Origin of the sequence: Thermophilibacter sp. ET337 (assembly GCF_024733715.1) — a bacterium.
Lineage (GTDB): Bacteria > Actinomycetota > Coriobacteriia > Coriobacteriales > Atopobiaceae > Thermophilibacter.
The window spans coordinates 133,330-156,344 of record NZ_JANRHO010000002.1 but is presented as its reverse complement, the minus strand read 5'-3'; the positions used below and the strand labels follow the sequence as shown (position 1 = coordinate 156,344).

General features: G+C 68.0%; 17 protein-coding genes and 1 riboswitch. Of the genes, 15 read left to right on the top strand and 2 right to left on the bottom strand.

Annotated features, from left to right (window positions below; translation table 11 throughout):
• Positions 1-197: 197 nt before the first annotated feature.
• From NW198_RS02860 to NW198_RS02845, 4 genes are all read left to right on the top strand, one after another.
• Positions 198-3,902 (top strand): S-layer homology domain-containing protein, encoded by a 3,705-nt coding sequence (locus NW198_RS02860; protein WP_258339928.1) that lies wholly within the window; start codon positions 198-200, stop codon positions 3,900-3,902.
• A 790-nt stretch (positions 3,903-4,692) separates the two neighbouring features.
• Positions 4,693-5,208, top strand: a complete 516-nt coding sequence (locus NW198_RS02855) for a MarR family winged helix-turn-helix transcriptional regulator (RefSeq protein ID WP_258339926.1) — start codon at positions 4,693-4,695, stop codon at positions 5,206-5,208.
• On the top strand, positions 5,205-6,983 hold the full coding sequence (locus NW198_RS02850) for an ABC transporter ATP-binding protein (RefSeq protein ID WP_258339923.1): 1,779 nt from the start codon (positions 5,205-5,207) through the stop codon (positions 6,981-6,983). The genes NW198_RS02855 and NW198_RS02850 overlap by 4 nt, the downstream gene beginning before the upstream one ends.
• The gene (locus NW198_RS02845; RefSeq protein ID WP_258339921.1) at positions 6,976-8,850 is read left to right on the top strand and encodes an ABC transporter ATP-binding protein; all 1,875 of its coding nucleotides are present in this window, start codon (positions 6,976-6,978) and stop codon (positions 8,848-8,850) included. Before NW198_RS02850 ends, NW198_RS02845 begins: the two co-directional genes overlap by 8 nt.
• A gap of 85 nt (positions 8,851-8,935) precedes the next feature.
• Here the strand turns inward: NW198_RS02845 and NW198_RS02840 are convergent, their stop codons facing one another.
• Positions 8,936-9,166 carry an FmdB family zinc ribbon protein gene (locus NW198_RS02840; protein ID WP_087315888.1) on the bottom strand — a complete coding sequence of 77 codons (231 nt, stop codon included), beginning with the start codon at positions 9,164-9,166 and terminating at the stop codon, positions 8,936-8,938.
• A 480-nt stretch (positions 9,167-9,646) separates the two neighbouring features.
• Between NW198_RS02840 and NW198_RS02835 the strand changes: the two genes are divergently transcribed.
• The 7 genes from NW198_RS02835 (at position 9,647) to NW198_RS02805 (ending at position 17,483) form a co-directional block, all read left to right on the top strand.
• Positions 9,647-11,005: a thiamine diphosphokinase gene (locus tag NW198_RS02835; RefSeq protein ID WP_258339918.1), complete on the top strand. Its 1,359-nt coding sequence runs from the start codon at positions 9,647-9,649 to the stop codon at positions 11,003-11,005.
• Positions 11,006-11,108: 103 nt separating this feature from the next.
• On the top strand, positions 11,109-11,297 hold the full coding sequence (rpmB, locus tag NW198_RS02830) for a 50S ribosomal protein L28 (RefSeq protein WP_072371255.1): 189 nt from the start codon (positions 11,109-11,111) through the stop codon (positions 11,295-11,297).
• Positions 11,298-11,601: 304 nt separating this feature from the next.
• Positions 11,602-13,218: an ABC transporter substrate-binding protein gene (locus NW198_RS02825; protein WP_258339915.1), complete on the top strand. Its 1,617-nt coding sequence runs from the start codon at positions 11,602-11,604 to the stop codon at positions 13,216-13,218.
• A 117-nt stretch (positions 13,219-13,335) separates the two neighbouring features.
• Positions 13,336-14,352: an ABC transporter permease gene (locus NW198_RS02820; RefSeq protein ID WP_087315882.1), complete on the top strand. Its 1,017-nt coding sequence runs from the start codon at positions 13,336-13,338 to the stop codon at positions 14,350-14,352.
• 5 nt (positions 14,353-14,357) lie between these two features.
• Positions 14,358-15,263 carry a nickel transporter permease gene (gene nikC / locus NW198_RS02815; protein ID WP_258339914.1) on the top strand — a complete coding sequence of 302 codons (906 nt, stop codon included), beginning with the start codon at positions 14,358-14,360 and terminating at the stop codon, positions 15,261-15,263.
• A 9-nt stretch (positions 15,264-15,272) separates the two neighbouring features.
• Positions 15,273-16,388 carry an ABC transporter ATP-binding protein gene (locus tag NW198_RS02810; RefSeq protein WP_087315905.1) on the top strand — a complete coding sequence of 372 codons (1,116 nt, stop codon included), beginning with the start codon at positions 15,273-15,275 and terminating at the stop codon, positions 16,386-16,388.
• Positions 16,389-17,483 carry an ABC transporter ATP-binding protein gene (locus NW198_RS02805; RefSeq protein ID WP_258339912.1) on the top strand — a complete coding sequence of 365 codons (1,095 nt, stop codon included), beginning with the start codon at positions 16,389-16,391 and terminating at the stop codon, positions 17,481-17,483. It abuts the gene before it with no gap.
• A gap of 113 nt (positions 17,484-17,596) precedes the next feature.
• Here NW198_RS02805 and NW198_RS02800 read toward each other — a convergent pair whose 3' ends face one another.
• Positions 17,597-18,748 carry an amidohydrolase gene (locus tag NW198_RS02800; protein WP_258339911.1) on the bottom strand — a complete coding sequence of 384 codons (1,152 nt, stop codon included), beginning with the start codon at positions 18,746-18,748 and terminating at the stop codon, positions 17,597-17,599.
• Positions 18,749-18,838: 90 nt separating this feature from the next.
• Positions 18,839-19,009: riboswitch (Lysine riboswitch) on the top strand.
• Between the two features lie 7 nt (positions 19,010-19,016).
• Here NW198_RS02800 and NW198_RS02795 point away from each other — a divergent pair.
• The 4 genes from NW198_RS02795 to dapD all read left to right on the top strand — a co-directional run bounded on the left by NW198_RS02795 (position 19,017) and on the right by dapD (position 23,006).
• A complete protein-coding gene (locus NW198_RS02795; protein WP_258339910.1) occupies positions 19,017-20,291 on the top strand; it encodes a diaminopimelate decarboxylase in 1,275 nt (424 codons plus the stop codon).
• Between the two features lie 57 nt (positions 20,292-20,348).
• Positions 20,349-21,239, top strand: a complete 891-nt coding sequence (gene dapA, locus NW198_RS02790) for a 4-hydroxy-tetrahydrodipicolinate synthase (RefSeq protein ID WP_258339909.1) — start codon at positions 20,349-20,351, stop codon at positions 21,237-21,239.
• Positions 21,232-21,951, top strand: a complete 720-nt coding sequence (gene dapB / locus NW198_RS02785) for a 4-hydroxy-tetrahydrodipicolinate reductase (protein ID WP_087315874.1) — start codon at positions 21,232-21,234, stop codon at positions 21,949-21,951. The genes dapA and dapB overlap by 8 nt, the downstream gene beginning before the upstream one ends.
• A 353-nt stretch (positions 21,952-22,304) precedes the next feature.
• A complete protein-coding gene (dapD, locus tag NW198_RS02780; RefSeq protein WP_087315872.1) occupies positions 22,305-23,006 on the top strand; it encodes a 2,3,4,5-tetrahydropyridine-2,6-dicarboxylate N-acetyltransferase in 702 nt (233 codons plus the stop codon).
• Positions 23,007-23,015 lie beyond the last annotated feature (9 nt).

The following is a 23,015-nucleotide window of genomic DNA, read 5'->3' as shown; positions in this document are numbered from 1 at the left end:
AGGGGCTGGCGAGAAGATTCTGACGGACCGGGGCGCGGCCGGGCAGTGTGCCTGGCCGCGCCCCTTTGCGCTGGTGGAGCGTGGCGAGCGACGCTGAGCGGAAAACCTTGACGGGGGGGGGTGTGCGCGTTCTATACTGACCCCAACTGTAGGAACTCGCCCCAGCGGTTGGGGGCGGGTCTCATGAGAGGACCGCTATGTTCAAGCTCGAGATCAAGAATGGCGCACGCGTAGCCGCGGCGGCGGGCCTGGGCCTGGCGCTCACCTTCGGTGCTGTGCCGGTCGTGGCGCTTGCGGAGGGGGGCATAGATTCTTCGGTTGTTCTGGCTGAAGAGAACGCGGGGGCGGTAGCTCAGATTGGCGACGTTACGTACAGCAGCCTAAGCGAGGCCTTCAAGGCGGCTTGCAATGCTGAGTCCGAGCAGACCATCGAGCTGCTGTCTGACTGTACGATCTCCGATCGTCTGGTTATCGAATCTGAGTGGCCCATCACTCTTGAGTTAAACGGGCATACGGTTAATGTAACTGGAACAGGAGACGAGGCGCCAGCAATCAGGGTGAAGGCGTCGCTTGTCATTCAAGACACTAGTGCCGAGGGGAGCGGATCGATCGTCGGCAAGAATTGTTCCAGCAACGGGGTGATTCAGCTTCTTGCAAGTCGCTCGGCTCGACTGACCCTTAAGAGTGGTTCGATTATCAGCGACGGGAGCTATGGCCTGACGCTTAATACACTCTCCGCCTTCACAATGGAGGGCGGTACCGTGAGTGCGAGGACATGCATCCGTCTCCAATATATGTGTAGTGCCACGATTCTTGACGGGAGCCTGGTTCCCACGGGGGGCGACGGAAGAGCGGTCTACTTGGAGTCTGGCGCGCCCACGTTGGTGGTGGGGAGCGAAGGCGGCTTGAGCCAGCCCAGCATCGAAGGGACGATTGAGATCAATTCTGGTCTCAATCTGTCCGGAGAGAACATTAAGTTCCTCAACGGAACGATCGAGGGAGTGACTGGCAAGCTGCCGGAGGGCGCCGTGCTTGAGTGCGCCTTCTCGAAGAATATCTCCTCCGCGCTTCCCGACGGCCTGTACTGTGTCGAGCAGGGTGGGTCATGGGTTGTTACCAGCACTCCTCCCGAGGGTGCAGTCGCCTCTTTCGGCGGCCGGGTCTTCGACTCTCTTAAGGCTGCGATTGACAAAGCGAGGGAGAGCGACGGTACGGTTACCCTGCTTGTCAACACGACCGAAAACGTCGTTATCCCTGAAGGTGCAGACATAACGCTCAATCTTGGTGGGTGCCAGCTGAGTGAGGCGCCTGGGCTTCAGAACGGTGCGGGAGTCATTACGATTGAATCCGGCGCAACCGCCGTCATCGAGGGGCCTGGCGTCGTTGACGCGACGCAAAACGGAACTGCTGCGCTGGTGAACTCTGGCACCCTCACAGTTAACGGGGGAACGTTCACAAGATCTGCCGAGGGCAGCGGGAACACCTACTATACGGTCGACAATCAGGGCACCATGACCTTCAATGGTGGGTCGGTGCAGAACACCAGCAAGACGAGCTCTCTCGTCCGCAACGGCGGCTATGGCAAGGCAGAGCTCACCGTCACGGGAGGCACGTTCCAGAACGACGGTATCGCCATCAAAAATGACGAATGCGGTGTTCTCGAGGTTTCGGGTGGAACGATAACCTCCACCTTCTCTCAATCGGTCCAGAACTGGGGTGGGGCGACGCTATCAGGGGGCGAATACCTTGGTGGCCCGGTGTCGACGTGGAGTCAGAGCGAGGACTCCACGGGTGGCGGGAATGCGGTGACGGGCAGCACTACCATCACAGGGAGCGCCGTCATCTACAAGAACGTCGAGACATACAACCTCAACTCTGGTCAGGCACCCACGGTCAAGATTGAAGGGGGAACGGTCAAGGGGTCCATTCAGAAATACACGAGCGAATCCTCTGATGAGGGGGTTGTCAACAGGCCCGTTGATGCAAACGATAAATCCTCTTCGGTCTCAATCTCTGGAGGCAGCTTCGCGAGTGAGGTTCCCGACGCCCTTATCGATTCCGAGTCTACGATTGTGAAGAATCCGGATGGCTTCTTTACCGTTGTTGGCAATCAGTCGGTCGCAATCGTGGATGGGGTAGCGTACGACTCGCTCGACACTGCCGTTCGGTCTGCGCAGAATGGTCAGACCATTCAGCTGGTTGCCGATGTCAAAGGCTCGATTACCGTACCGAGTGACAAGTCCATTACCCTTGACCTCTACGGCAAGAAGCTGACCAATGCTGAAGGAAGTCACACCATTACGGTCGACAAGGGCGGCAGCCTTACAGTGACCGATTCCTCCAATGAGGGCAGCGGCACAGTCGACTGTGTGACCAATGGTAAGGGAGCCCTGGTAAACTACGGCACAGTTGTGGTAAAGGGCGGCGAGTTTACTCGCTCTGCGGAGGCGGGCACCAGCCCGAGCGAGAGCGGCTTCAACAGCTGGTACGTTATTGACAACCAGGGAGCCATGACCTTCGAAGGCGGCAAGGTCGTCAACCACAGCAAGTTCAGCTCGCTCGTGCGCAACATCGAGGGGACGCTCACCATCAATGATGGCACGTTCGAGAACGACTTCATTGCCCTCAAGAACGACGATGGCGGCACGCTCGTGGTCAACGGCGGCGCGGTGAGCTCCGATGACCAGGCCATTCAGAACTGGAGCGACGCGACAATCGCCGGTGGCACCCTTACGGGCGATGTGATCGCTTGGGACTACGGCGAGGGCGGCAAAAGCGTGACCGCAATCACTGACGGAAAGATCAACGGTGACGTCAAGGCGGTCAACTACAAGAAGGCCGTCACCGGCCCCAAGGTCTCCATCACTGGCGGCAGCATCTCCGGCGAGGTCTCCAAGGGCACTTACGGCGAAGATTCGGTAATCGAGCCTGTCGCTCCCGATGACGCTACGTCAACCATTGTTGTCTCGGGCGGCTCGTTTGGAGAGGTGGTCGACGACGCTCTTCTTGCCGACGGTTTTGAGCAGGTGAAGAACCCTGACGGCACCTATGGAGTGAGGCAGGAAAGCCCCTCCGTACCCTCCATCCCCTCCGAGCCCACCTACGACGTCGAGGTCCCCGAGGCCGAGGGAGGCAAGGTCGCCGTCTCCGACGCCTCCCCCGAGGAGGGCGATAAGGTCACCGTGACCGCCACCCCCGACGAGGGCCAGGAGGTCCGCGAGGTCGTCGTGACCGATGCCGAGGGCAACGAGATCGAGGTCACGCCCGGCGAGGACGGGACGTACACGTTCGAGATGCCGAAGGGCGACGTCACCGTCGAGGTGACCTTCGGCTGCGACGGCGGCGAGCTCTGCCCGACGCACTCCTACGCCGACCTCGACCAGGCCGAGTGGTACCACGACGCCGTCGACTGGGCCGTCACGAGCGGCGCGATCCTGGGCTACGGCGACGGGACCTTCGGCCCCGGCAACGCGCTCACCCGCGCCGAGATGGCGACGATCCTCTGCCGCCTGGCCGGCGAGCCCGAGGCGGACCTCGAGGGGCTCCCGTCCGACGTGCCCGCGACCGAGTGGTACGCAAACGGCGTGGCCTGGGCTCTCGCCGAGGGCGTGTTCAACGGCAACGGCGACGGGTCCTTCGACCCGGCGGGCGCGATCACGCGCGAGCAGGCGGCGTGCGTGCTCTACAACCGCGCGCAGGCCGCGGGCGAGGACGTCTCCGCCCGCGCCGACCTCTCCGGCTTCGCCGACGCGGACGAGCTCTCCGGCTGGGCCGAGGAGGCCATGAGCTGGGCCGTCGCCGAGGGAGTCTTCAGCGGCGGGGCCGCCGGCCTCGAGCCCGGGCGCGCCCTGACCCGCTCCGAGGGCGCCGCGATCCTCTGGAACTGGGAGACCCGCGAGTAGGGGAGCGTCAGCCAAGCACGACCCCCAGGGGGCGCCGGGCCGCTGCGGCCCGGCGCCCCTCCTCTCGCTCGGCCCGCCCTTCTCGACCGCGCGTCCTTCTCGCCCTTTGTTTCGCTTTTGCCGGCCGGGGCACGGATCCGTCTCGGGCGCGTTGCGCTTTCCGGGGTCGTGGCACGGCGCCCAGGGCAGCGCGCCGCCTCCCGGCGCGCGTCCCGCGCCCGCGTCACGCCACGACTCGCGATTCCGCAACGTTTCCGGTGTCTGCGGGCCCGTCGTGGCGCCCGCGACCCACCTGACGCCGCGGCGCCCTGCCCTGGCCGCCGGAATCGTAACGCCGCCTCGCGCCGCCGCGCCCTGGCCCCAAAACCCGCAACGCCCGCGCCGCCTACCCGCAACCGGCCCCCGTCCCCTTCGCCTGCGATGCTTAATCGTCCCCGCCCATCGCACGCCCGCCCTTCTCGGTGCTTAACGATCGCCGCCCATCGCAGCGGCCTGCTGCCGGAAGGGGCCCGCCGCGCGCGATGGGCGGCGATCGTTAAGCGTGACGGGCCCGCCGCGCGTGATGCGCGGGGATCGTTAAGCTCGATGTGCCAACTGCGCGCGATGCGCGGCGAAGATTAAGCGCGACGGCGCCGCCGTGTGCGACGGGCGGCGTTTCGTAAGCAACCGCGCCCCGCTCCGTGTGATGCGCGGCAAAGGCTAAGCGCCCCTCGTCCTTCTCGCCCGCCGCACTTGACAATGGTCCGAAATCGGACTAATCTTGCCTTCCGCCGTCGTGGAGAGGGGAGCAATGACCAACGAGCCCAAGGTCGCGAGTGCCCGCGAGCTTGACGTTCTCTACCAGAAGACCGACAAGATCTACTACGAGTTCGCACGCGGGTGCGGCATCTCGGAGACCGCGTACTGGATCCTCTACGCACTCGAGGTCTCCGGCGGCAGCGCCACGCAGGCGCGCATCGCAGGGGAGTTCTCCTACTCCAAGCAGACAGTGAACTCCGCGCTCAAGACGCTCGCGGCCAAGGGGCTCGTCGAGCTCTCCGGCGCGCCCGACGACCGGCGCGGCAAGCTCGTTTCGCTCACGGCAGCCGGGCGCGCCTTCAGCGACGAGCGCATCGTCCCGGCCATCGAGGCCGAGGACCGCGCCTTCGCGAGCCTCGAGCCCGAGGAGCGCTCGGAGTTCCTGCGGCTCGCCGCGGCCTACACCGCGGCGATCGACCGCGAGCTCAGCCGGCTGGCGCGGCGCACGGAAGACACGCGCGGCGACGCGCCCCAGGCGTCGCCCGACGAGGGAGGGGAGAGGAATTGAGCGACAAGAACCGCGACTACAGCAAGCGCACCTCGGCGCGCCTGCTCGTGAGCCTCGTGGCCCCGTACAAGGGCCTGCTCGCCGCGATCTTGCTGGCGTCGATCTGCGACATGACGGGCATGCTCTACATTCCCACGCAGCTCTCGGCCATGGTCAACGTGGCCGTGAACACCCGTGACATGAGCGCGCTCATGGGACATGGCGTGGCCATGCTCATCGCGGCGCTCGTGGGCTCGGGCGGCTATCTCACGACGGTCTTCCTCACCTCGCGCCTCTGCGCCAAGGTGGGCCGCGACCTGCGCATGCGCGTCTACGAGTCCTCGCTTGCGTTCTCGGGGTCGGACTTCAACGCCTTCGGGACGGGCTCGATGATCACGCGCACGCTCTCGGACGCCAACGTGATCCAGCAGACGCTGCTCATGTCGATCCTCATGATCTTCCCGGTGCCCATCATGTGCGCGATCTCCATCTGGCTGGCCTTCTCCACGGACGTGGTGATGGGCTGGGTCCTGCTCGCGGTCACGGTGGCCATCGTCGCGATCTCCGCCGTCGCCGTTGCCCGCTCGGCGCCCATCTTCACGCGCCTCCAGGGCTTCATCGACAACATGAACACGCGCCTGCGCGAGTCCATCACGGGCGTGCGCGTGATCCGCGCCTTTGGCAAGGAGCCGCACGAGCGCGCCCGCCTCGACGAGACCTTCACCGAGTACGCGAGCAACGCCATCCGCGTGAACCTCGTCTTCGCGGTCACGGACTCCATGACGTTTTTCCTCATGAACGTCGTCGAGGCCACGATCATGTGGGTGGGCGCGGACCGCGTGGGCGCCCATGCGATGCAGATCGGCTCGATCTCGGCGCTCGTGGAGTACGCGATGCTCATCATGATGTTCATGATGATGGCGCAGTTCGCGATCCTGCAGGTCCCGCGCGCGCTCGCCTGCCTCACGCGCGCCGCCGAGGTGCTCGACGTCGAGCCCGAGATCGTCGACGCCGCGACGCCGGCCGCCCTTGCCGCGGCGGGCGAGGGCGGCGACGAGGTCGCGCGCTTCGACCACGTGAGCCTGCGCTTCTCCGACGCCGACGAGGACACCCTGCACGACATCTCCTTCGCGCTGCGGCGCGGCCAGGTCACGGCCATCATTGGCAACACCGGGTCGGGCAAGTCCACGATTGCCAAGATGCTGCTGCGCTTCAACGACGTCACGGGCGGAAGCCTGAGCTTCGGAGGCGTCGACGTGCGCCGCCTCACCCAGGACGAGCTGCGCCGCCGCATCGCGTACGTGCCGCAGAAGGCGTGGCTCTTCTCGGGCACCGTGGCCGAGAACCTGCGCCACGGCGACGCCAAGGCCTCCGACGAGCGCCTCTGGCACGCCCTCGACGTGGCCCAGGGCTCGTTCGTGCGCGACCTCGCCGACGGCCTGGGGACCCGCGTGGCGCAGGGCGGCACGAACTTCTCGGGCGGGCAGCGCCAGCGCCTCGCGATCGCCCGCGCCCTCGTTCGCCACGCCGACCTCTACGTCTTTGACGACTCGTTCTCCGCGCTCGACTACAAGACCGACGCCGCGCTGCGCCACGCGCTCTCCTCCGAGCTCGCCGACGCCGCGACGCTGATCATCGCCCAGCGCGTGAGCACCATCCACGACGCCGACCAGATCGTCGTCCTCAAGGACGGCGAGGTCGTGGGCCTGGGGACCCACGACGAGCTCATGGCCGGCTGCCCCACCTACCGTGCCATCGCCGACTCCCAGACGAGAGGGGGAGATGCGGATGCCTAGCGAGAAGAACCGCGAGCTCGACGAGCTCGAGCGCCTCGAGCGCGGGGAGGACCCCGCCGCCGGGGACGGTGCGTCCTCGGAGGGCGAGCTCGACGTGCCCTCCGACGCCCTCGGCACCGCGGCGCGCCTGTGGTCCGCCGCGGCCGGCCAGCGCTGGCGACTCGTGGTGGCGGCATTTTGCTCGGTCGCCTACGTGGCGGGAAGCCTCGGTGCCACCGCCTACAGCGCCGGCCTCATCGACCACCTCTGGGCGGGGATCCAGGCGAGCTTCGCCGCGGGCGAGCCCTTCGTGGTGTCGCTGGAAAACGCCGGTCGCGAGATCCTCGTCTTCTTCGGCATCTGGACGGCGGCATGGGCGGCCTACACCGTCCAGGCGCTCGTCATGGCGAGCTTCGCCGAGCGCCTGAACCTGCGCCTGCGCGGCCAGATCGCCGACAAGCTCTCCCGCCTGCCGCTCGCCTACTACGACGCGCACCAGCCCGGCGACACCATCAGCCGCGCCACCAACGACCTCGACAAGATCTCCGAGGTCCTGCAGCGCGGCCTGCTCCAGCTGCTGATGGCCTTTGCCATGGTGGGCGGCGCCATCGTCTTGATGGCGACCTACGATCTTGCGCTCACCGGCATCTTCGTGGCGTTTGCGCTCGTCGCGGCGGTGGTCACCAAGCTCGTCACGACCTACACGCTCAAGTTGGCCGCGGCGCGCCAGGAGGCGCTCGGCACCCTCACGGGGCGCGTCGAGGAGGCCTACAGCGGCCGCGCCGTCATCAAGGCCTTCGGCCGCGAGGGGGCGAGCCTCGCCGAGGTCCGCGCCGCGGCGGAGGCGCTCGCCGAGACCTCCGGCAGCGCCGACTTCGTGACCAACGCCATTGCGCCGGCCATCCGCCTGCTCATGCGCCTGTGCCAGGTGACCATTGGTCTGCTCGCGGGCGGCATGCTTGTCATGGGCCAGATCTCCGTCGGTGTCTTCCAGGCCTTCTTCCAGTACGTGATGCAGGCCTCCGAGCCGCTCACGCAGCTCTCGCTCACGGTGAACATGCTCCAGGGCGCGCTCGCCGCCGCGGAGCGCGTCTTCGCGCTCGTCGACGAGCCCGAGGTCGTGCCCGACCCCGTCACGCCCGAGGCGCTGCCGGAGACGGTGCGCGGCCGCGTGGCCTTCGAGCACGTTCGCTTTGGCTACGCCCCGGACCGCCCGCTCATGCGCGACGTGTCGCTCGTCGCCGAGCCGGGGCAGAAGGTCGCCATCGTCGGAGCTACAGGCGCCGGAAAGACCACGCTGATCAACCTGCTCATGCGTTTCTACGAGGTCGACGGCGGGCGGATCACGCTCGACGGGGTCGACACGCGCTCGCTCACCCGCGCCGAGCTGCGCCGCCAGTTTGGCATGGTGCTCCAGGACGCGTGGCTCTTCGAGGGGACCATCGCCGAGAACATCGCCTACGGCAAGCCCGGCGCCACCCGCGAGGAGGTCGAGGCCGCGGCCCGCGCCGCGCACGTTGACTTCTTCGTGCGCACGCTGCCGCATGGCTACGACACGCTGCTCTCCAACGACGCGGAGAACATCTCCCAGGGCCAGCGGCAGCTGCTCACGATCGCGCGCGCCATGCTCACCGACCCGGCGATCCTCATCCTCGACGAGGCAACCTCCAGCGTTGACACCCGCACCGAGCAGGCCATCGTTCGCGCGATGGAGGCCATCATGGAGAACCGCACGAGCTTCGTCATCGCGCATCGCCTCTCGACGATCGTCGACGCGGACCTCATCCTCGTGATGGAGAAGGGGACGATCATCGAGCAGGGGACCCACGAGCAGCTGCTCGCCGCCGGCGGCGCGTACGCCGAGCTCTACCGCTCGCAGTTCGCGTAGCGGGCGCGCGAGCGGCAGGACCGCCGCAACACGAAGAAGGCGGCCCCGAGGGGCCGCCTTCGTCACGTCATCTGCCGTCTCGCGCCTAGTCGCAGGCGCCGCAGCTCTCGCACTTTTCGCTCTTGGGCGCGGAGCCCTTGCCCCGCTGGTCGGTGTTGTAGAAGCCCGACCCCTTGAAGACGATGCCCGAGGGGTCAAAGACGCGCTCGGCCTCGTGCCCGCAGGTCGGGCAGCTCACCTTGGGGTGGGCGCTCATGGGGTGCTCCACCTCGAACGTGATCCCGCAGTCCGGGCAGTGATAGTCGTAACGTGCCATGGTTCCCTCCGGTGGTGCTCAAGACGTCTCAATCAAACCGCAGGATACTTTACCCAACCTCGCCGCCGTCTCACGCGAGAATCCGTCTCCCGCCGCCATATTCACCCTGCCTGCGCAGTCCGGCTGTCGCGGGCCTCTCCCGCGCGCGGCCTGCGCCGTGCAGAATCGTCCTCCAGTCCATATTTGCCGGCGCGCCAGAACAAAACCTCGCTTCGATCCATGGAAAAATCGCCCTCCGAGGCCGTTTGGGGGCCGTCGGGTCCGGCGCGCTTGGACCGATCCTGCGGCTTTGTTCCGGCCCCGTCGCATCGAGTCTCAAAAACTCATGGATCGAAGCCCGGTTTTGTTCTGGCGCGCCGGCCAATATGGATCGAAGGCCCATATTGCAGTCCCGTCGCGCCTCCGCCGTGCCTCGGCGCTCCCGCGCGGCCTCCCGTCGCCATCAACTATGATGTGTTGGGCGCCGAGGGAAGGGGAGCGATGGAGATAGCGGGCGCGATCTTTGACTGCGACGGGACGCTCGTCGACTCGATGGGCATGTGGGCCCACGCGTGGGACTGGCTCGCCGAGCGGCACGGGAAGGACCCCGTCCCGCTGTCGCGCATCGAGTCGCTCTCGCTGCGCGACACCTGCTCCTACTTCCATGACGAGCTCGGCATCCCCGATTCGACCGACGAGCTCTACGAGGAGCTCTGCGCCCACGTGCGCGATGCCTACGAGCACGAGGTCGCGCTCATGCCGGGCGCCCGGGAGTTTCTGGACGAGCTCGCCTCCGCGGGCGTGCCGATGGTCCTCGCCTCCTCGACCCCGGTGCGCGAGCTGCGCTGCTGCCTCGACGTCCACGGCCTCTCGCGCTACTTCGCCGACGTGGTGAGCACCGAGGACGTGGGAGGCCGCGACAAGGAGTTTCCCGACGTCTACCTCGAGGCGGCCCGACGCCTGGGCGCCCCGCGCGAGGCGACGTGGGTCTTCGAGGACGCCCCCTTCGGCGTGCGGACCGCCCGCCGCGCGGGCTTTGCCGTGGTCGGCCTCATCAACGACCACGACGGCCGTCGCGAGGAGGACGTCCGTCCGTTCTGCGACGTCTTCGTCCACGGCTTCGCCGAGCTCTCGGTTCCGCTGCTGCGCGACTACGAGCGTCCCGTCCCGGTCCACGGTGCCCCGCTCGCCGCGCTGGTGGTCGCCGGCTCGCCCGAGCCGAGCTCCCCTGGTCTGCTCGCCGTGCTCGCCGACGAGGCGGACTACGTGATCTGCGCGGACGGCGGCGCCGACGCCTGCCGCGCCGCCGGCGTCGCCCCGGACGTCTTCTGCGGCGACTCCGACTCGGCGAGCTCCGAGGCGGCCGCATGGGCCCGGGCCGCCGCCCGGACGTGCGTGGGCTTTCCTTCGGAGAAGTACGCGACGGATCTCTCGCTTGCGCTCGACTGCGCGCGCCACGAGGCGTCGCGCCAGGCCCGACCCCTCGCCATCACGCTGACCTGCGCCTCCGGCGGTCGTCCCGACCACGCGCTCGCGGTCGTGGGGCTGCTCGCCGGCTCCGGGGCCGCCCGCGCCCGGATCGTCGAGGACGCCTACGAGATGCGCATCGTCTCGGCGGCGGGGGAGAGCCGCTGGTACCTGGGGCCGGACGCCCCGGGAGCGACGTTCTCGGCCGTCGCCGTTGCCCCGGACACGCGCATCGACGAGCGCGGCATGCGTTGGGAGCTCGACGACCACCCGATGGGCCTGCTCGACGACCTCGGAATCTCCAACGTGGTCACGACCCCGGACGCCGAGGTGGCCTGCCGCGCGGGCGCCGTCGCCGCGTTTCTGCTCCGGGCAACAAAAACGCCACAATAAGTTGGGGTTTCTCGTTGCAGCCAGCACCGCATGTGCTATAGTTGGCGAGCTGTGAAAGATGCGGGCGCGAGAAGAGCGCCGCGCCCCCGAGGAGGTACGAGTCATGTCCAAGGTTTGTGAGTTCTGCGGCAAGCACGCCGTTGCCGGTCATTCCATCAGCCACTCCCACCGCGTGGTGAACCGCACGTTCAAGCCCAACATCCAGCGCGTCACCGTCGTGGTCGACGGTCACCGCCGCAAGGCCAACGTCTGCTCTCGCTGCCTCAAGTCCGGCAAGATTGCCCGCAGCTAGCAGCTCAGCCACAAAGAGAGCGTTCGAGGGAGGCCCAAGGGCCTCCCTCTTTTGTATCGCAAGACCCTGACGAGAGGCTGCCTCCGCCCCACTGACGAGAGGCTGCCTCCGCCCCAGCTCACGCCCCGCGCCGCGCCCCGCGTCCGTCCCATTTGCCCGCCGCGCATTGTTTCAAGCCTGCTTCAGGTTCAAAGCCGCGCCGTTTCCTCTTGGCTCACTTTTGTTTCTTTTGTGACCTTCCCGCGCTCCACGGGACTAAAGTAGCCCGTGCAACGACCCCACGGGAGGGAGAACAACCATGACCATGGCAGACATTTCCAGGCGCCGCTTCGTCCAGGCGATGGGCGCGGTCTCCGCGACCAGCGTCTTTGCGCTCGCCGGCTGCAACAGCCAGCGCGCCAGCGAGGCCGACGGCGACGAGGGCGGCTCCTCCGAGTCCGGCATCGCCGACACCATCACCTTCGCCCAGGGCGCCGACCCGCGCGGCCTCGACCCCGCCTACGTCGACGACGGCGAGTCCGCGAAGATCATGTGCAACATCTACGACACGCTGCTCGCCTATGACACCGAGACCTGCGACGTCGTCCCCGGCCTCGCCGAGCTGCCCGAGGTCTCCGACGACGGTCTGACCTACACCTTCAAGCTGCACGAGGGCGTCAAGTTCCACGACGGCACCGACTGCAACGCCGAGGCCGTGAAGAAGAACATCGAACGCCAGCTCGAGCCCAACCGCACCGAGGACATGCCCTACGCCTCCTTCGTCTTTGGCTCCGAGGCCTCCGGCTCCGGCGTCGCCTCCGTCGAGGCCGTCGACGACACCACGCTCGTCATCACCCTGCGCGCCGCCTCCACGCCGTTCATCAAGAACATGGCGATGGCTCTCGCCGCCCCGGTCGTGGCCCCCTCGGCCTACGAGAACGGCGCCAACTCCATCGAGAACCCCATCGGCTCCGGCCCCTACAAGTTCGTCTCCTGGAACAAGGGCGAGAACGTCGTCCTCGAGGCCAACGAGGACTACTGGAACGCGGACCACATGCCGCAGACCAAGAACGTCATCTTCCGCTTCATCGCCGAGAACTCCAGCCGCGTGACCGCCCTCACCAACGGCGAGGTCGACATCATCGACGGCATCGACGCCTCCGTGGTGCCCACCATCACCGACGCGGGCTACGAGCTCTTCGACGAGGACGGCATGAACATCAACTACATGGCGTTCCGCAACGACTCCGGCGCCTTCACCGACGTCGAGGCCCGTCGCGCCTTCTGCCAGGCCGTCAACGTCGAGGAGATGGTCCAGAGCCTCTACGGCGAGTACGCCGGCGTCGCCACCTCCGTCATGCCGCTGTGGATGGCCCCCTACGACGAGGACATCCAGCAGACCGCCTATGACCCCGAGGCCGCCAAGCAGACCTTCGCCGACCTCGGCATCACCAGCTGCACCATGCTCGCCTACACCAACCCGCGCCCGTACAACTCCATCGGCGGCCAGGCGCTCGCCGAGGCCATCCAGGGCTACCTGCGCGAGGTCGGCGTCGAGATGGAGATCGTCTCCTACGACTGGACGACCTACCAGACCAAGGTCGAGACCGACGCCTTCGACTGCTGCCTGTACGGCTGGGTCGGCGACAACGGCGACCCCGACAACTTCATGAACCTCCTCGCCGACGAGAACGTCTCCATGAACGTCGGCCGCTACCGCAGCGAGGAGTACAACGCCCTCATCCAGCAGGGCCTTGCCACCGAGGAGGGCGACGCCCGCAACGACATCTACAAGCAGTGCGAGCAGATGGTCGCCGACGAGATGCCGTGGATGGTCATCTCCCACTCCAAGAACCTCGCGGGCTACAGCCCCAAGGTCCAGGGCTTCTTCTATCACCCCACCGGCGTCGTCCACATGGAGGGCGTCACCAAGACCGCCTAGCGAGAAGAACGCGGCTTCGATCTTCAAGCGTCACGGGAACGGGCCGACCAGCGCGGCCCGTTCCCTTCTCTGCGCGGCGCCCCGCGCCCGCGCCCCCGAGTGAGAAAGGAGGAACGCGTGCTCAAGTACGTGCTCAAGCGCATCCTGCTCGCGATACCGGTGCTGCTGGGCGTATCGATCATCGTCTTCTTGATCATGCGCGTGTTCTCTGCCGACCCAGCTCCCGTCGTGCTGGGCCAGCATGCGACCGCGGAGGCCATGGAGGCGTGGCGTGACGCCAACGGCCTCAACGACCCCATCGTCATGCAGTACATAAACTTCATCACCGGCGCGCTCCACGGCGACCTCGGCGAGAGCTACTACACGCACGCCGCCGTCACCGACGAGCTGCTCTCCCGCTTCCCGGCGACGGTCGAGCTCGCGCTCGTCGCCATCGTCATCGCGGCGGTGATCGGCGTGGCGCTCGGCGTGGTCTCCGCCACCCACAAGAACTCGCCGATCGACGGCCTCGCCACGATCCTGGCACTCGTGGGCGTCTCGATGCCGATCTTCTGGCTCGGCGTCCTGCTCATCATCCTGTTCGCCGGCGTGCTGCACGTGCTGCCGAGCTCCGGGCGCATCGACCCGCTGCTCGCGCCGGTGGGAGGCACCGGTCTCTACCTGCTCGACACGCTGCTCTCGGGCGACTTCGAGGCCTTCGCCGACGCGGCCAGCCACATCGTGCTGCCGGCGCTCGCGCTCTCGATGTACTCGATGGCCGTCATCACGCGCATGACGCGCTCGAGCATGCTCGAGACCTTGAACGAGGACTACGTCCGCACCGCCCGCGCCAAGGGCCTCAAGAAGCGCCGCGTCGACATCCACCACGCGCTGCGCAACGCCATGCTGCCCGTGACCACGGTCATCGGCCTCCAGCTGGGAAGCCTGCTCGGCGGCGCCATGCTCACCGAGACGGTCTTCGCGTGGCCGGGCATCGGCAAGTACGTGGTCGACTGCATCCTCAAGTCCGACTTCCCGGTGGTCCAGGGCGCGGTCCTGCTCATCGCGGTGATCTTCGTCGTCATCAACCTCGTGGTCGACGTGATCTACGCCTACCTCGACCCGCGCATCACCTACGGCAAGGAAGAGGGGTGATCGACATGGCAGACGCAACCGCCCAGGCCGCCGAGAGCGGCGTCGCGGCCGAGAAGACCGAGTCGCTGTGGAAGGACGTCTGGTACTCCCTGCGCAAGAACGTCCCCGCCATGGTGAGCCTCGCGATCATCGTCCTTCTCGCCCTGGTGGCCATCGTCACCTTCGTGGCGCCGCAGATCCTCCCGTACGACCCCTACCAGCAGGACCTCTCCGCGTCGTTCCAGGGCCCGAGCGCCGAGCACTGGTTCGGCACCGACCAGCAGGGCCGCGACATCTTCTGCCGCATCCTCATCGGCAGCCAGATCTCGCTCACGGTGGGCCTGCTCTCCGTGGCCATCTCGCTCGTGATCGGCGTCACGCTCGGCGCCGTCGCCGGCTACAAGGGCGGCGTGGTCGACACGATCATCATGCGCGTCATGGACATGATGCTCGCCATCCCGTCGATCCTGCTCGCCATCGCCTTCATGGCGGCGCTCGGCCGCGGCATCGACAAGGCGATCATCGCCATCGGCTTCGTCTCCATCCCGGAGTACGCGCGCATCGTGCGCAGCCAGGTGCTCGCCGTCAAGCAGTCCGACTACGTGGCCGCCGCGCGCGTCATCGGCGACTCCGACGCCACGATCATCTTCCGTCACGTGCTGCCCAACGTCATGCCCTCGATCATCGTCCGCGCCACGCTCGGCATCTCGAGTGCCATCCTGGACGCGGCGGCCCTGGGCTTTCTCGGCCTCGGCGTGCAGCCGCCGGCGGCGGAGTGGGGCGACATGCTCGGTCGCGGCCGCAACTACATCTTCGCCGCGCCGCACGCCATGATTTTCCCGGGCCTCGCGATCACCGTGACCGTGCTCGCGTTCAACCTGCTCGGCGACGGCATCCGCGACGCGTTTGACCCCAAGAGCAGGAACAGGTAGGTGATCGACATGGCACTGCTAGAGGTACACGACCTGGTCACCGAGTTCCCCACGCGCAAGGGCGTCGTCCGCGCCGTCGACGGCGTGACCTTTGACCTCGAGCGCGGCGAGATCCTCGCCGTGGTGGGCGAGTCCGGCTCGGGCAAGTCCGTCACGTCGCTCTCGATCATGGGCCTGCTCCAGGACCCCGGTCACGTGGCCGGCGGCTCGATCACCTTCGACGGCAAGGACCTCCTCGCCGCCTCGGAGGCCGAGATGGAGCAGGTCCGCGGCGGGCAGATCTCGATGATCTTCCAGGAGCCCATGACCTCGCTCAACCCCGTCTATCGCGTGGGCGACCAGATCGTCGAGGCCATCCGCACCCACTCGGACATGTCCAAGAAGGACGCCTGGGCGCGCGCCGTCGAGATGCTGCGCGTCGTGGGCATCCCCAGCCCCGAGGAGCGCGCCCGCGACTACCCGCACCAGATGTCCGGCGGCATGCGCCAGCGCGTCATGATCGCCATGGCGCTCTCCTGCGACCCCAAGCTGCTGATCGCCGACGAGCCCACCACGGCCCTCGACGTCACCATCCAGGCGCAGATCCTCGACCTCATCTACAAGCTGCGCGACGAGTTCAACATGGCCGTCCTTCTCATCACGCACGACCTGGGCGTTGTCTCCGAGGTCGCCGACCGCGTCGTGGTCATGTACTGCGGCCAGGTCGTCGAGGAGGGCGAGAAGTTCGAGATCTTCGAGCGCCCGCTGCACCCCTACACCCTGGGCCTGCTGAACTCCATCCCGCGCCTCGAGGACGAGACCTCCGAGCGGCTCTACATGATCCGCGGCTCCGTGCCCAACCCGCTCGACATGCCCGCGGGCTGCCCGTTCTCGGACCGCTGCGAGCGCTGCATGGAGCGCTGCCGCGCCGAGCGCCCCGAGCTCACGACGGTGCCCGGGACCACGCGCCGCGTGCGCTGCTTCCTCTACGAGGACGAGGCCGAGGTCGAGCGCGCGGTCGAGGCGACCGTCGACGCACACCAGGTCAAGGCCTCCCTCGAGGCGCAGGAGCGTGCCCGCATCCAGCAGGCGATGGAGGCCGCCGCGCGCCGTCGCGGCGAGGACGCGCCCGAGGAGGTGCGCTAGATGGCAGATAAGAACGACAACCTCATCGAGGTCCAGCACCTCACCAAGAGCTTCGTGGCAGACACCAACTTCTTCGGCAAGCCCACGTCCTTTGTCCAGGCGGTCGACGACGTGAGCTTCACCATCCGCCGCGGCGAGGCCTTTGGCCTGGTGGGCGAGTCGGGCTGCGGCAAGACCACCATCGGCAAGATGCTCGTGGGCCTGCTCAAGCCCACCAGCGGCAAGATCATCTTCGAGGGCCGCGACATCACCGCGCTGCCCACGGCCGAGCGCCGTCAGCTCTGCCGCGACATCCAGCTGATCTTCCAGGACCCCTACGCGAGCCTGAACCCGCGCATGACGATCGCGCAGATCGTGGCCGAGCCCATCCGCACCAACAAGCTGCTTCCCGAGGACCAGATCGACGCCCGCGTGGACGAGCTGCTCGAGCGCGTGGGCCTCGCGAGCTACATGAAGAACCGCTACCCGCACGAGTTCTCCGGCGGCCAGCGCCAGCGCGTGGGCATCGCGCGCGCCCTCGCCGTGAACCCCAAGCTCATCGTCTGCGACGAGCCGGTCTCCGCGCTCGACGTGTCCATCCAGGCGCAGGTCCTGAACCTCCTGGACGACCTCAAGGACCAGCTGGGCCTCACGTACCTCTTCATCGCGCACGGCCTCAACGTCGTGAAGCACATCTCCGACCGCGTGGGCGTCATGTACCTGGGGCGCCTCATGGAGATCGCGCCCAAGAACAGCCTCTACAGCGAGCCGCTGTGCCCCTACACCCAGGCGCTGCTCTCCGCGATCCCGAGCCCCGACCCCAAGCTCCAGCGCCGCCGCATCATCCTCGAGGGCGACGTCCCGAGCCCCATCGACCCACCGGCGGGCTGCCGCTTCGCGAGCCGCTGCTTCGCCAAGGTCGGCGCCTGCGACGTGGCCTCGCCCAAGCTCCGCGAGGTGCTGCCCGACCACGCCTGCGCCTGCCACCGCTATGACAACGTGGCCGCCGGCCGCGTGCGCGACCTCGCGCTCGCGATGCAGCACGAGGCCGCCCGCCCGAGCTACGGCCGCGGGTCGGACCTCATCAACGCCGACCCGGTCGTGGCGCCCGAGTAGGGGGCGGCAAGGGCTGCGCGCCCTTCTCGGCATACCTGGTCAAAGAGTTGTCCCCTGCTCCCGGCGGTTCGGGCGCGGGGGACAACGCGTGGGCGTTCCGAGATGAGCTTGCGCTACGGCATGCGCAGCAGGCGGCGGTAGGCGTCGGCGCCGGCGAGCAGCACGCGCTCGTCAAAGTCGAAGGCGTCCGCGTGCAGCGGCACGCCCGTGCCCGTGCCCAGCAGCACAAAGACGCCCGGCAGGTGCCGCTGGTAGAAGGCAAAGTCCTCGGCGATGAGCAGCGGCTCGTCAATGCGGCCCAGCTCAGGCAGGGTCTTCTCCACGGCAAAGAAGAGCGCGGCGTCGTTGGCCACGGGCGGGTAGCCCACCGAGAAGGTGATCTTAGCGGTGCAGCCCTCGGTCTTGGCGGCGTTTTCCGCGAGCGTGGTCACGGCCTCGCGCGCCCGGTCGAACATCGCGTCCGAGAAGACGCGCAGGCTGCCCTCCGCCCGCGCGGCGCCGGCGATGGCGTTTCTCACCGTCCCCGCCTCGAGCCGGCCGAAGCGCAGCAGGCACGGCTCGCCGAGCTCCTTCTGGAGGCGCCCGCACATGGCCTCGGCCGACGGCACGAAGCGCGCCGCCGCCGCGAGCGCGTCGCGACCCTCGCGCCAGCGCGCGATGTGGCTCGAGCGCCCGGCAAACTCCGCGGTGACCTCGCTCGAGCGGGCGAGCAGGGGGCCGGGCCGCGACGCCAGCGCCCCCGCCGGCAGGTCGGGCCAGAGGTGAAAGCCAAAGATGCGCTCGACGCGGCAGCGATCGAAGACGCCGCTTTCGCAGACCAGCGCCGCGCCGCCCGTGGTCTCCTCTGCGGGCTGGAACACCACGAGCACGTTGCGGGGGAGGTCCTCCGCGCAGACGTCGCTCGCGCGGCCGCCCACGACGTCGTCCACCCACGTGGCGGCGGCCAGCGCCATGGCCATGTGGCCGTCGTGGCCGCAGGCGTGCATGCGGCCGGGCGCGGCGCTCGCGTAGGCGGCGCCCGTGCGCTCGGTCACGGGGAGCGCGTCCATGTCGGCCCGCAGCGCGACGGAGCGCTCCCGCCCGAGGTCAAACCACGCGCAGACGCAGCTCTCGCAGGGCTCCAGGACCTCGCAGGAGAGCCCCTCGAGCACCCCGCGCACGTAGGCCATGGTCTGCGGCAGCTCAAAGTCGAGCTCGGGAATGCGGTGCAGGTCGCGCCGCCAGCGCGTGAGGCGCTCGAGCTCCAGGTTCTTCTCGTCCGACACGTTTCCCCCTGACGTCAGCTTTTTTGTTGCCAGTGTATCAACCGGAGGCTTCGGATCGCTGTCTCGTGACAAAGCCGTGCTACAGTGGCAACACTCGATAGAGGCGCGGGTGAGAAGATCCGCGGGGCAGCCGGCAGGCGTCACGACCCCGCGGGGAGGCGAGCCCGCCGAACTCCTCGCCCGGGCGCGGGCGCGGGGTGGGCCTGCGGGAAAGACCCGCAGGACTGTCTGCAAGTACCGTGCAGGAGCGCTATCAGGGGAGTCGTGCATGAAGCACCCGTTTGTGAGCAAAGAGCAGCTCGTCGCCATCGCCGAGCGCCATCCCACGCCCTTCCATCTCTACGACGAGGCCGGCATCCGCGCAAACGCGGAGGCGGTGCTCGAGGCGTTTGCGTGGAACCCGGGCTTTCGCGAGTACTTTGCCGTGAAGGCCAACCCCAACCCGTCGCTGGTCAGGATACTTGCGGAGTACGGCTGCGGCGTGGACTGCTCCAGCTACACGGAGCTTATGATCGCCCGGGCCCTCGGCGTCACGGGCGAGAGGATCATGTTCTCGTCCAACGACACGCCGGCGGATGACTTTGCCCTCGCGCGCGAGCTCGGCGCGATCGTGAACTTCGACGACATCTCCCACATCCCCTTCTTCGAGGAGGTAGCGGGGCCCGTCCCGGAGGTCGTGAGCTGCCGCTTCAACCCCGGCGGGCTCTTCCGCCTGGCCAACGGCATCATGGACAACCCCGGCGACTCCAAGTACGGCATGACCGAGCCGCAGCTCTTCGAGGCCTACCGCATGCTGCGCGACCGCGGCGCGCGCGAGTTTGGCCTGCACGCGTTTCTCGCCTCCAACACGCACGGCAACGACTACTATCCCGCCCTCGCGCGCATCCTCTTCGAGCTGGCCGTGCGCCTCTCGCGCGAGTGCGGCGTGCACGTGGGCTTTGTCAACCTCTCCGGCGGCGTGGGCATCCCGTACCGCCCGGACGAGGAGCCCTGCGACATCCGCGCCATCGGCGAGGGGGTCCGCCGCGCCTACGAGGAGGTGCTCGTTCCGGCCGGCATGGGCGACGTCGCCATCTTCGCCGAGATGGGCCGCTTCATGATGGGGCCCTACGGCTGCCTGGTCACCCGCGTCATCCACGAGAAGCGCATCTACAAGGACTACCTCGGCGTGGACGCGAGCGCCGTCGACCTCATCCGCCCGGCGATGTACGGCGCCTACCACCATGTCACCGTGATGGGGCAGGCGGGCGGCCCGGACAAGTCGGCCTGGCCGGCCACGCGCACCTACGACGTGACGGGCAACCTCTGCGAGAACAACGACAAGTTCGCCATTGACCGCGAGCTGCCCGAGGTGCAGGTGGGCGACCTGCTCGTCATCCACGACACCGGCGCCCACGGCCACTCGATGGGCTACAACTACAACGGACGGCTGCGTTCCGCGGAGGTGCTGCTGCGCACGGATGGCTCCACCGAGCTCATCCGGCGCGCCGAGAAGCCCTCCGACTACTTTGCCACCCTCGACGTCAACCCCGACTGGAAGTAATCGTGGAGAAGCGCGGGCAACGGACGGCCCCCTCCCCGCATCGAGAAAGGTAGCGCCATGGACATGACCAACCTCACCGGATCGATCGTCGCGCTCGTCACGCCGTTTGCCGCCGACGGCTCCGTCGACTTCGAGGGCCTCGAGCGCCTCGTCGACTTTCACTTGGAAAACGGCACCGACGGCATCCTCGTGCTCGGAACCACCGGCGAGTCCTCCACGATGACCGACGAGGAGGACCTCGCCGTCGCGCGCTGCGTCGTGGAGCGCGTCGCCGGGCGCGTCCCCGTGATCGGCGGCGCCGGCTCCAACGCCACCTTCGAGTCCGAGCGCAAGGCGGCCGGCCTCGTCAAGGTGGGCGTCGACGGCCTGCTGCTCATCACGCCCTACTACAACAAGTCCAACGAGGAGGGGATCTACCACCACTTCACCGCCGTCCTCGACAAGGTGGACGTGCCCTGCATCCTCTACAACATCCCCGGCCGCACCGGCTGCTCTATCAGCGAGAAAAACCTCGCTCGCCTGGCGCGGCACCCCAACGCCTGGGGCATCAAGGAGGCCTCCGGCTCGATCGAGTACGCCACCATGGCGGCGCGCTACCTCTCCGACGACTTCCGCATGTTCTCCGGCAACGACGACATCGTGGTCCCGCTCATGAGCCTCGGCGCCAAGGGCGTCATCTCGGTGTGGGCGGACGTCGCGCCCGCCACGGTGCACAAGATGTGCGCCGACTTCCTCGCCGGCGACCTCGCGTCCGCGCGTGCCGCCCAGCTCGAGAACCTCGAGCTCATCCACGCCCTGTTCTGCGAGGTCAACCCGATCCCGGTGAAGTGCGCCCTCGCCGAGATGGGCCTCATCGAGGAGAACTACCGCCTGCCGCTGTGGAAGATCTCCGACGCCGGCCGCGCGCGCCTGCTCGCCGCCATGAGGGGGGTTGGTCTTGTTGGCTAGCGCGATCGTGGTCGGCGGCAACGGCCGCATGGGGCGCCTCGTGCGCGAGGCGCTCGCCGCCGCGGGCTTTGAGCTCGTGGGCTCCTTCGACGTGGACAACATCGCCGAGCTCGACGAGGGCGCGCCCGCCGCGGACGTGACCGTCGACTTCTCGGCGCCCGCGGCGCTGCCGCACGTGCTCGCCTACGCGCGGCGAACCGGCACGGCGCTCGTGAGCGGCGCCACCGGCTACGCGCCCGAGCAGCTGGACGAGCTGCGCGCCCTGGGAAAGACCAACCGCGTGATCTGGTCGTCCAACTACTCCCTGGGCGTGGCGGCGCTGCGCCGGGCCACGGCGCTGGTCGCCGAGGCGCTGGCCGGATGGGACGTCGAGATCGTCGAGACCCACCACAACCAGAAGGCCGACGCGCCCTCCGGCACCGCCAAGGCGCTGCTCGCCGCCATCGACCCAAAGGGGGAGCGCCCGGTCGTGGGAGGCCGCGAGGGAATCGTGGGCGCGCGCGTCCCCGGAGAGATCGGCGTCCACGCCGTTCGCGGAGGCACCGTCGCCGGTACGCACGAGGTGCACTTCTTTGGCACGGACGAGGAGCTCTGCCTCACCCATCGCGCCGCGAGTCGCCAGATCTTCGTCGCCGGCGCCGTTGCCGCCGCGCAGCGCCTGCTCGATCGCCCGGTCGGCTTCTACGACTTCGACGCTCTGATGTTCGGGTAGCGCCGTCCTTCTCGCCTGTCCCGGCGGCCCCATCCGGATGTGGGCGCGCGGCGAAGCTCTGCCCGCACTCGACGGTGTCCGCCGGGATTGCGCCCGCACTTCTTGCAGGGCACATCAAGTGCGGGCCGGGGCGCACTCGATGCGCACACTTCTTTGCAAGTGTCGAGAAGAGCCGGGCACTCGATGCGCCACGGACCTAAAACTGCCCGCACTCCTTGCGTGCACTCACGAGTGCGGGCATGCAGTGCGAGCGGGCTCAACCCGGCGGGGAAGGGCGCCCCGGCCCATCGCCCGCCTAAGATAGCGACTGCTACGCGCGGGGCCTCCGCCCCCACGAAAGAAAGGAACGACCTGTGAACGCCCAGGAGATCATCGACTTTATCGCCAACGCGCCCAAGACCACGCCGGTCAAGCTGTACGTGCACGAGCGCTGCGGCATGCGCGTGGACTGGGGAGACGCCCGCGTCTACGGCGGGCGCGACGGCAAGATCGTCTTCGGCGAGTGGTCCGAGCTCTCCGCCATCCTCGAGGAGAACGCCGAGAGCATCGAGTACTTCGACGTGGAGTGCGACCGCCGCAACTCCGCGGTGCCCCTGCTCGACCTCAAGGGCGTCAACGCCCGCATCGAGCCGGGCGCCATCATCCGCGACCGCGTCGAGATCGGCGACGGGGCCGTCATCATGATGGGCGCCGTCATCAACATAGGCGCCGTGGTGGGCCCGGGGACCATGATCGACATGGGGGCCGTGCTCGGCGGGCGCGCCATCGTGGGCGCCAACTGCCATGTGGGCGCGGGGACCGTGCTCGCGGGCGTGGTCGAGCCGGCGAGCGCCGTGCCCGTGGTCGTGGAGGACGGCGTCATGATCGGCGCCAACGCCGTGGTGCTCGAGGGCGTGCGCGTGGGGGAGGGCGCCGTCGTGGCCGCCGGGGCCGTCTGCGTGGAGGACGTGCCCGCGGGAGCCGTCGTGGCGGGCGTCCCGGCGCGCGTGATCAAGATGCGCGACGGGAAGACCGACTCCAAGACCGGTCTCGTCGAGGAGCTGCGCCGCCTGTAGCGCCCGGGC

What these genes read in the sequence shown, in the direction of transcription:
- NW198_RS02860 (WP_258339928.1), top strand. Translation starts at nt 198, where the DNA reads ATGTTCAAGCTCGAGATCAAGAATGGCGCACGCGTAGCCGCGGCGGCG.
- NW198_RS02855 (WP_258339926.1), top strand. Translation starts at nt 4,693, where the DNA reads ATGACCAACGAGCCCAAGGTCGCGAGTGCCCGCGAGCTTGACGTTCTC.
- NW198_RS02845 (WP_258339921.1), top strand. Translation starts at nt 6,976, where the DNA reads ATGCCTAGCGAGAAGAACCGCGAGCTCGACGAGCTCGAGCGCCTCGAG.
- NW198_RS02840 (WP_087315888.1), bottom strand. Translation starts at nt 9,166, where the DNA reads ATGGCACGTTACGACTATCACTGCCCGGACTGCGGGATCACGTTCGAG.
- NW198_RS02835 (WP_258339918.1), top strand. Translation starts at nt 9,647, where the DNA reads ATGGAGATAGCGGGCGCGATCTTTGACTGCGACGGGACGCTCGTCGAC.
- rpmB (WP_072371255.1), top strand. Translation starts at nt 11,109, where the DNA reads ATGTCCAAGGTTTGTGAGTTCTGCGGCAAGCACGCCGTTGCCGGTCAT.
- NW198_RS02825 (WP_258339915.1), top strand. Translation starts at nt 11,602, where the DNA reads ATGGCAGACATTTCCAGGCGCCGCTTCGTCCAGGCGATGGGCGCGGTC.
- nikC (WP_258339914.1), top strand. Translation starts at nt 14,358, where the DNA reads ATGGCAGACGCAACCGCCCAGGCCGCCGAGAGCGGCGTCGCGGCCGAG.
- NW198_RS02810 (WP_087315905.1), top strand. Translation starts at nt 15,273, where the DNA reads ATGGCACTGCTAGAGGTACACGACCTGGTCACCGAGTTCCCCACGCGC.
- NW198_RS02805 (WP_258339912.1), top strand. Translation starts at nt 16,389, where the DNA reads ATGGCAGATAAGAACGACAACCTCATCGAGGTCCAGCACCTCACCAAG.
- NW198_RS02795 (WP_258339910.1), top strand. Translation starts at nt 19,017, where the DNA reads ATGAAGCACCCGTTTGTGAGCAAAGAGCAGCTCGTCGCCATCGCCGAG.
- dapA (WP_258339909.1), top strand. Translation starts at nt 20,349, where the DNA reads ATGGACATGACCAACCTCACCGGATCGATCGTCGCGCTCGTCACGCCG.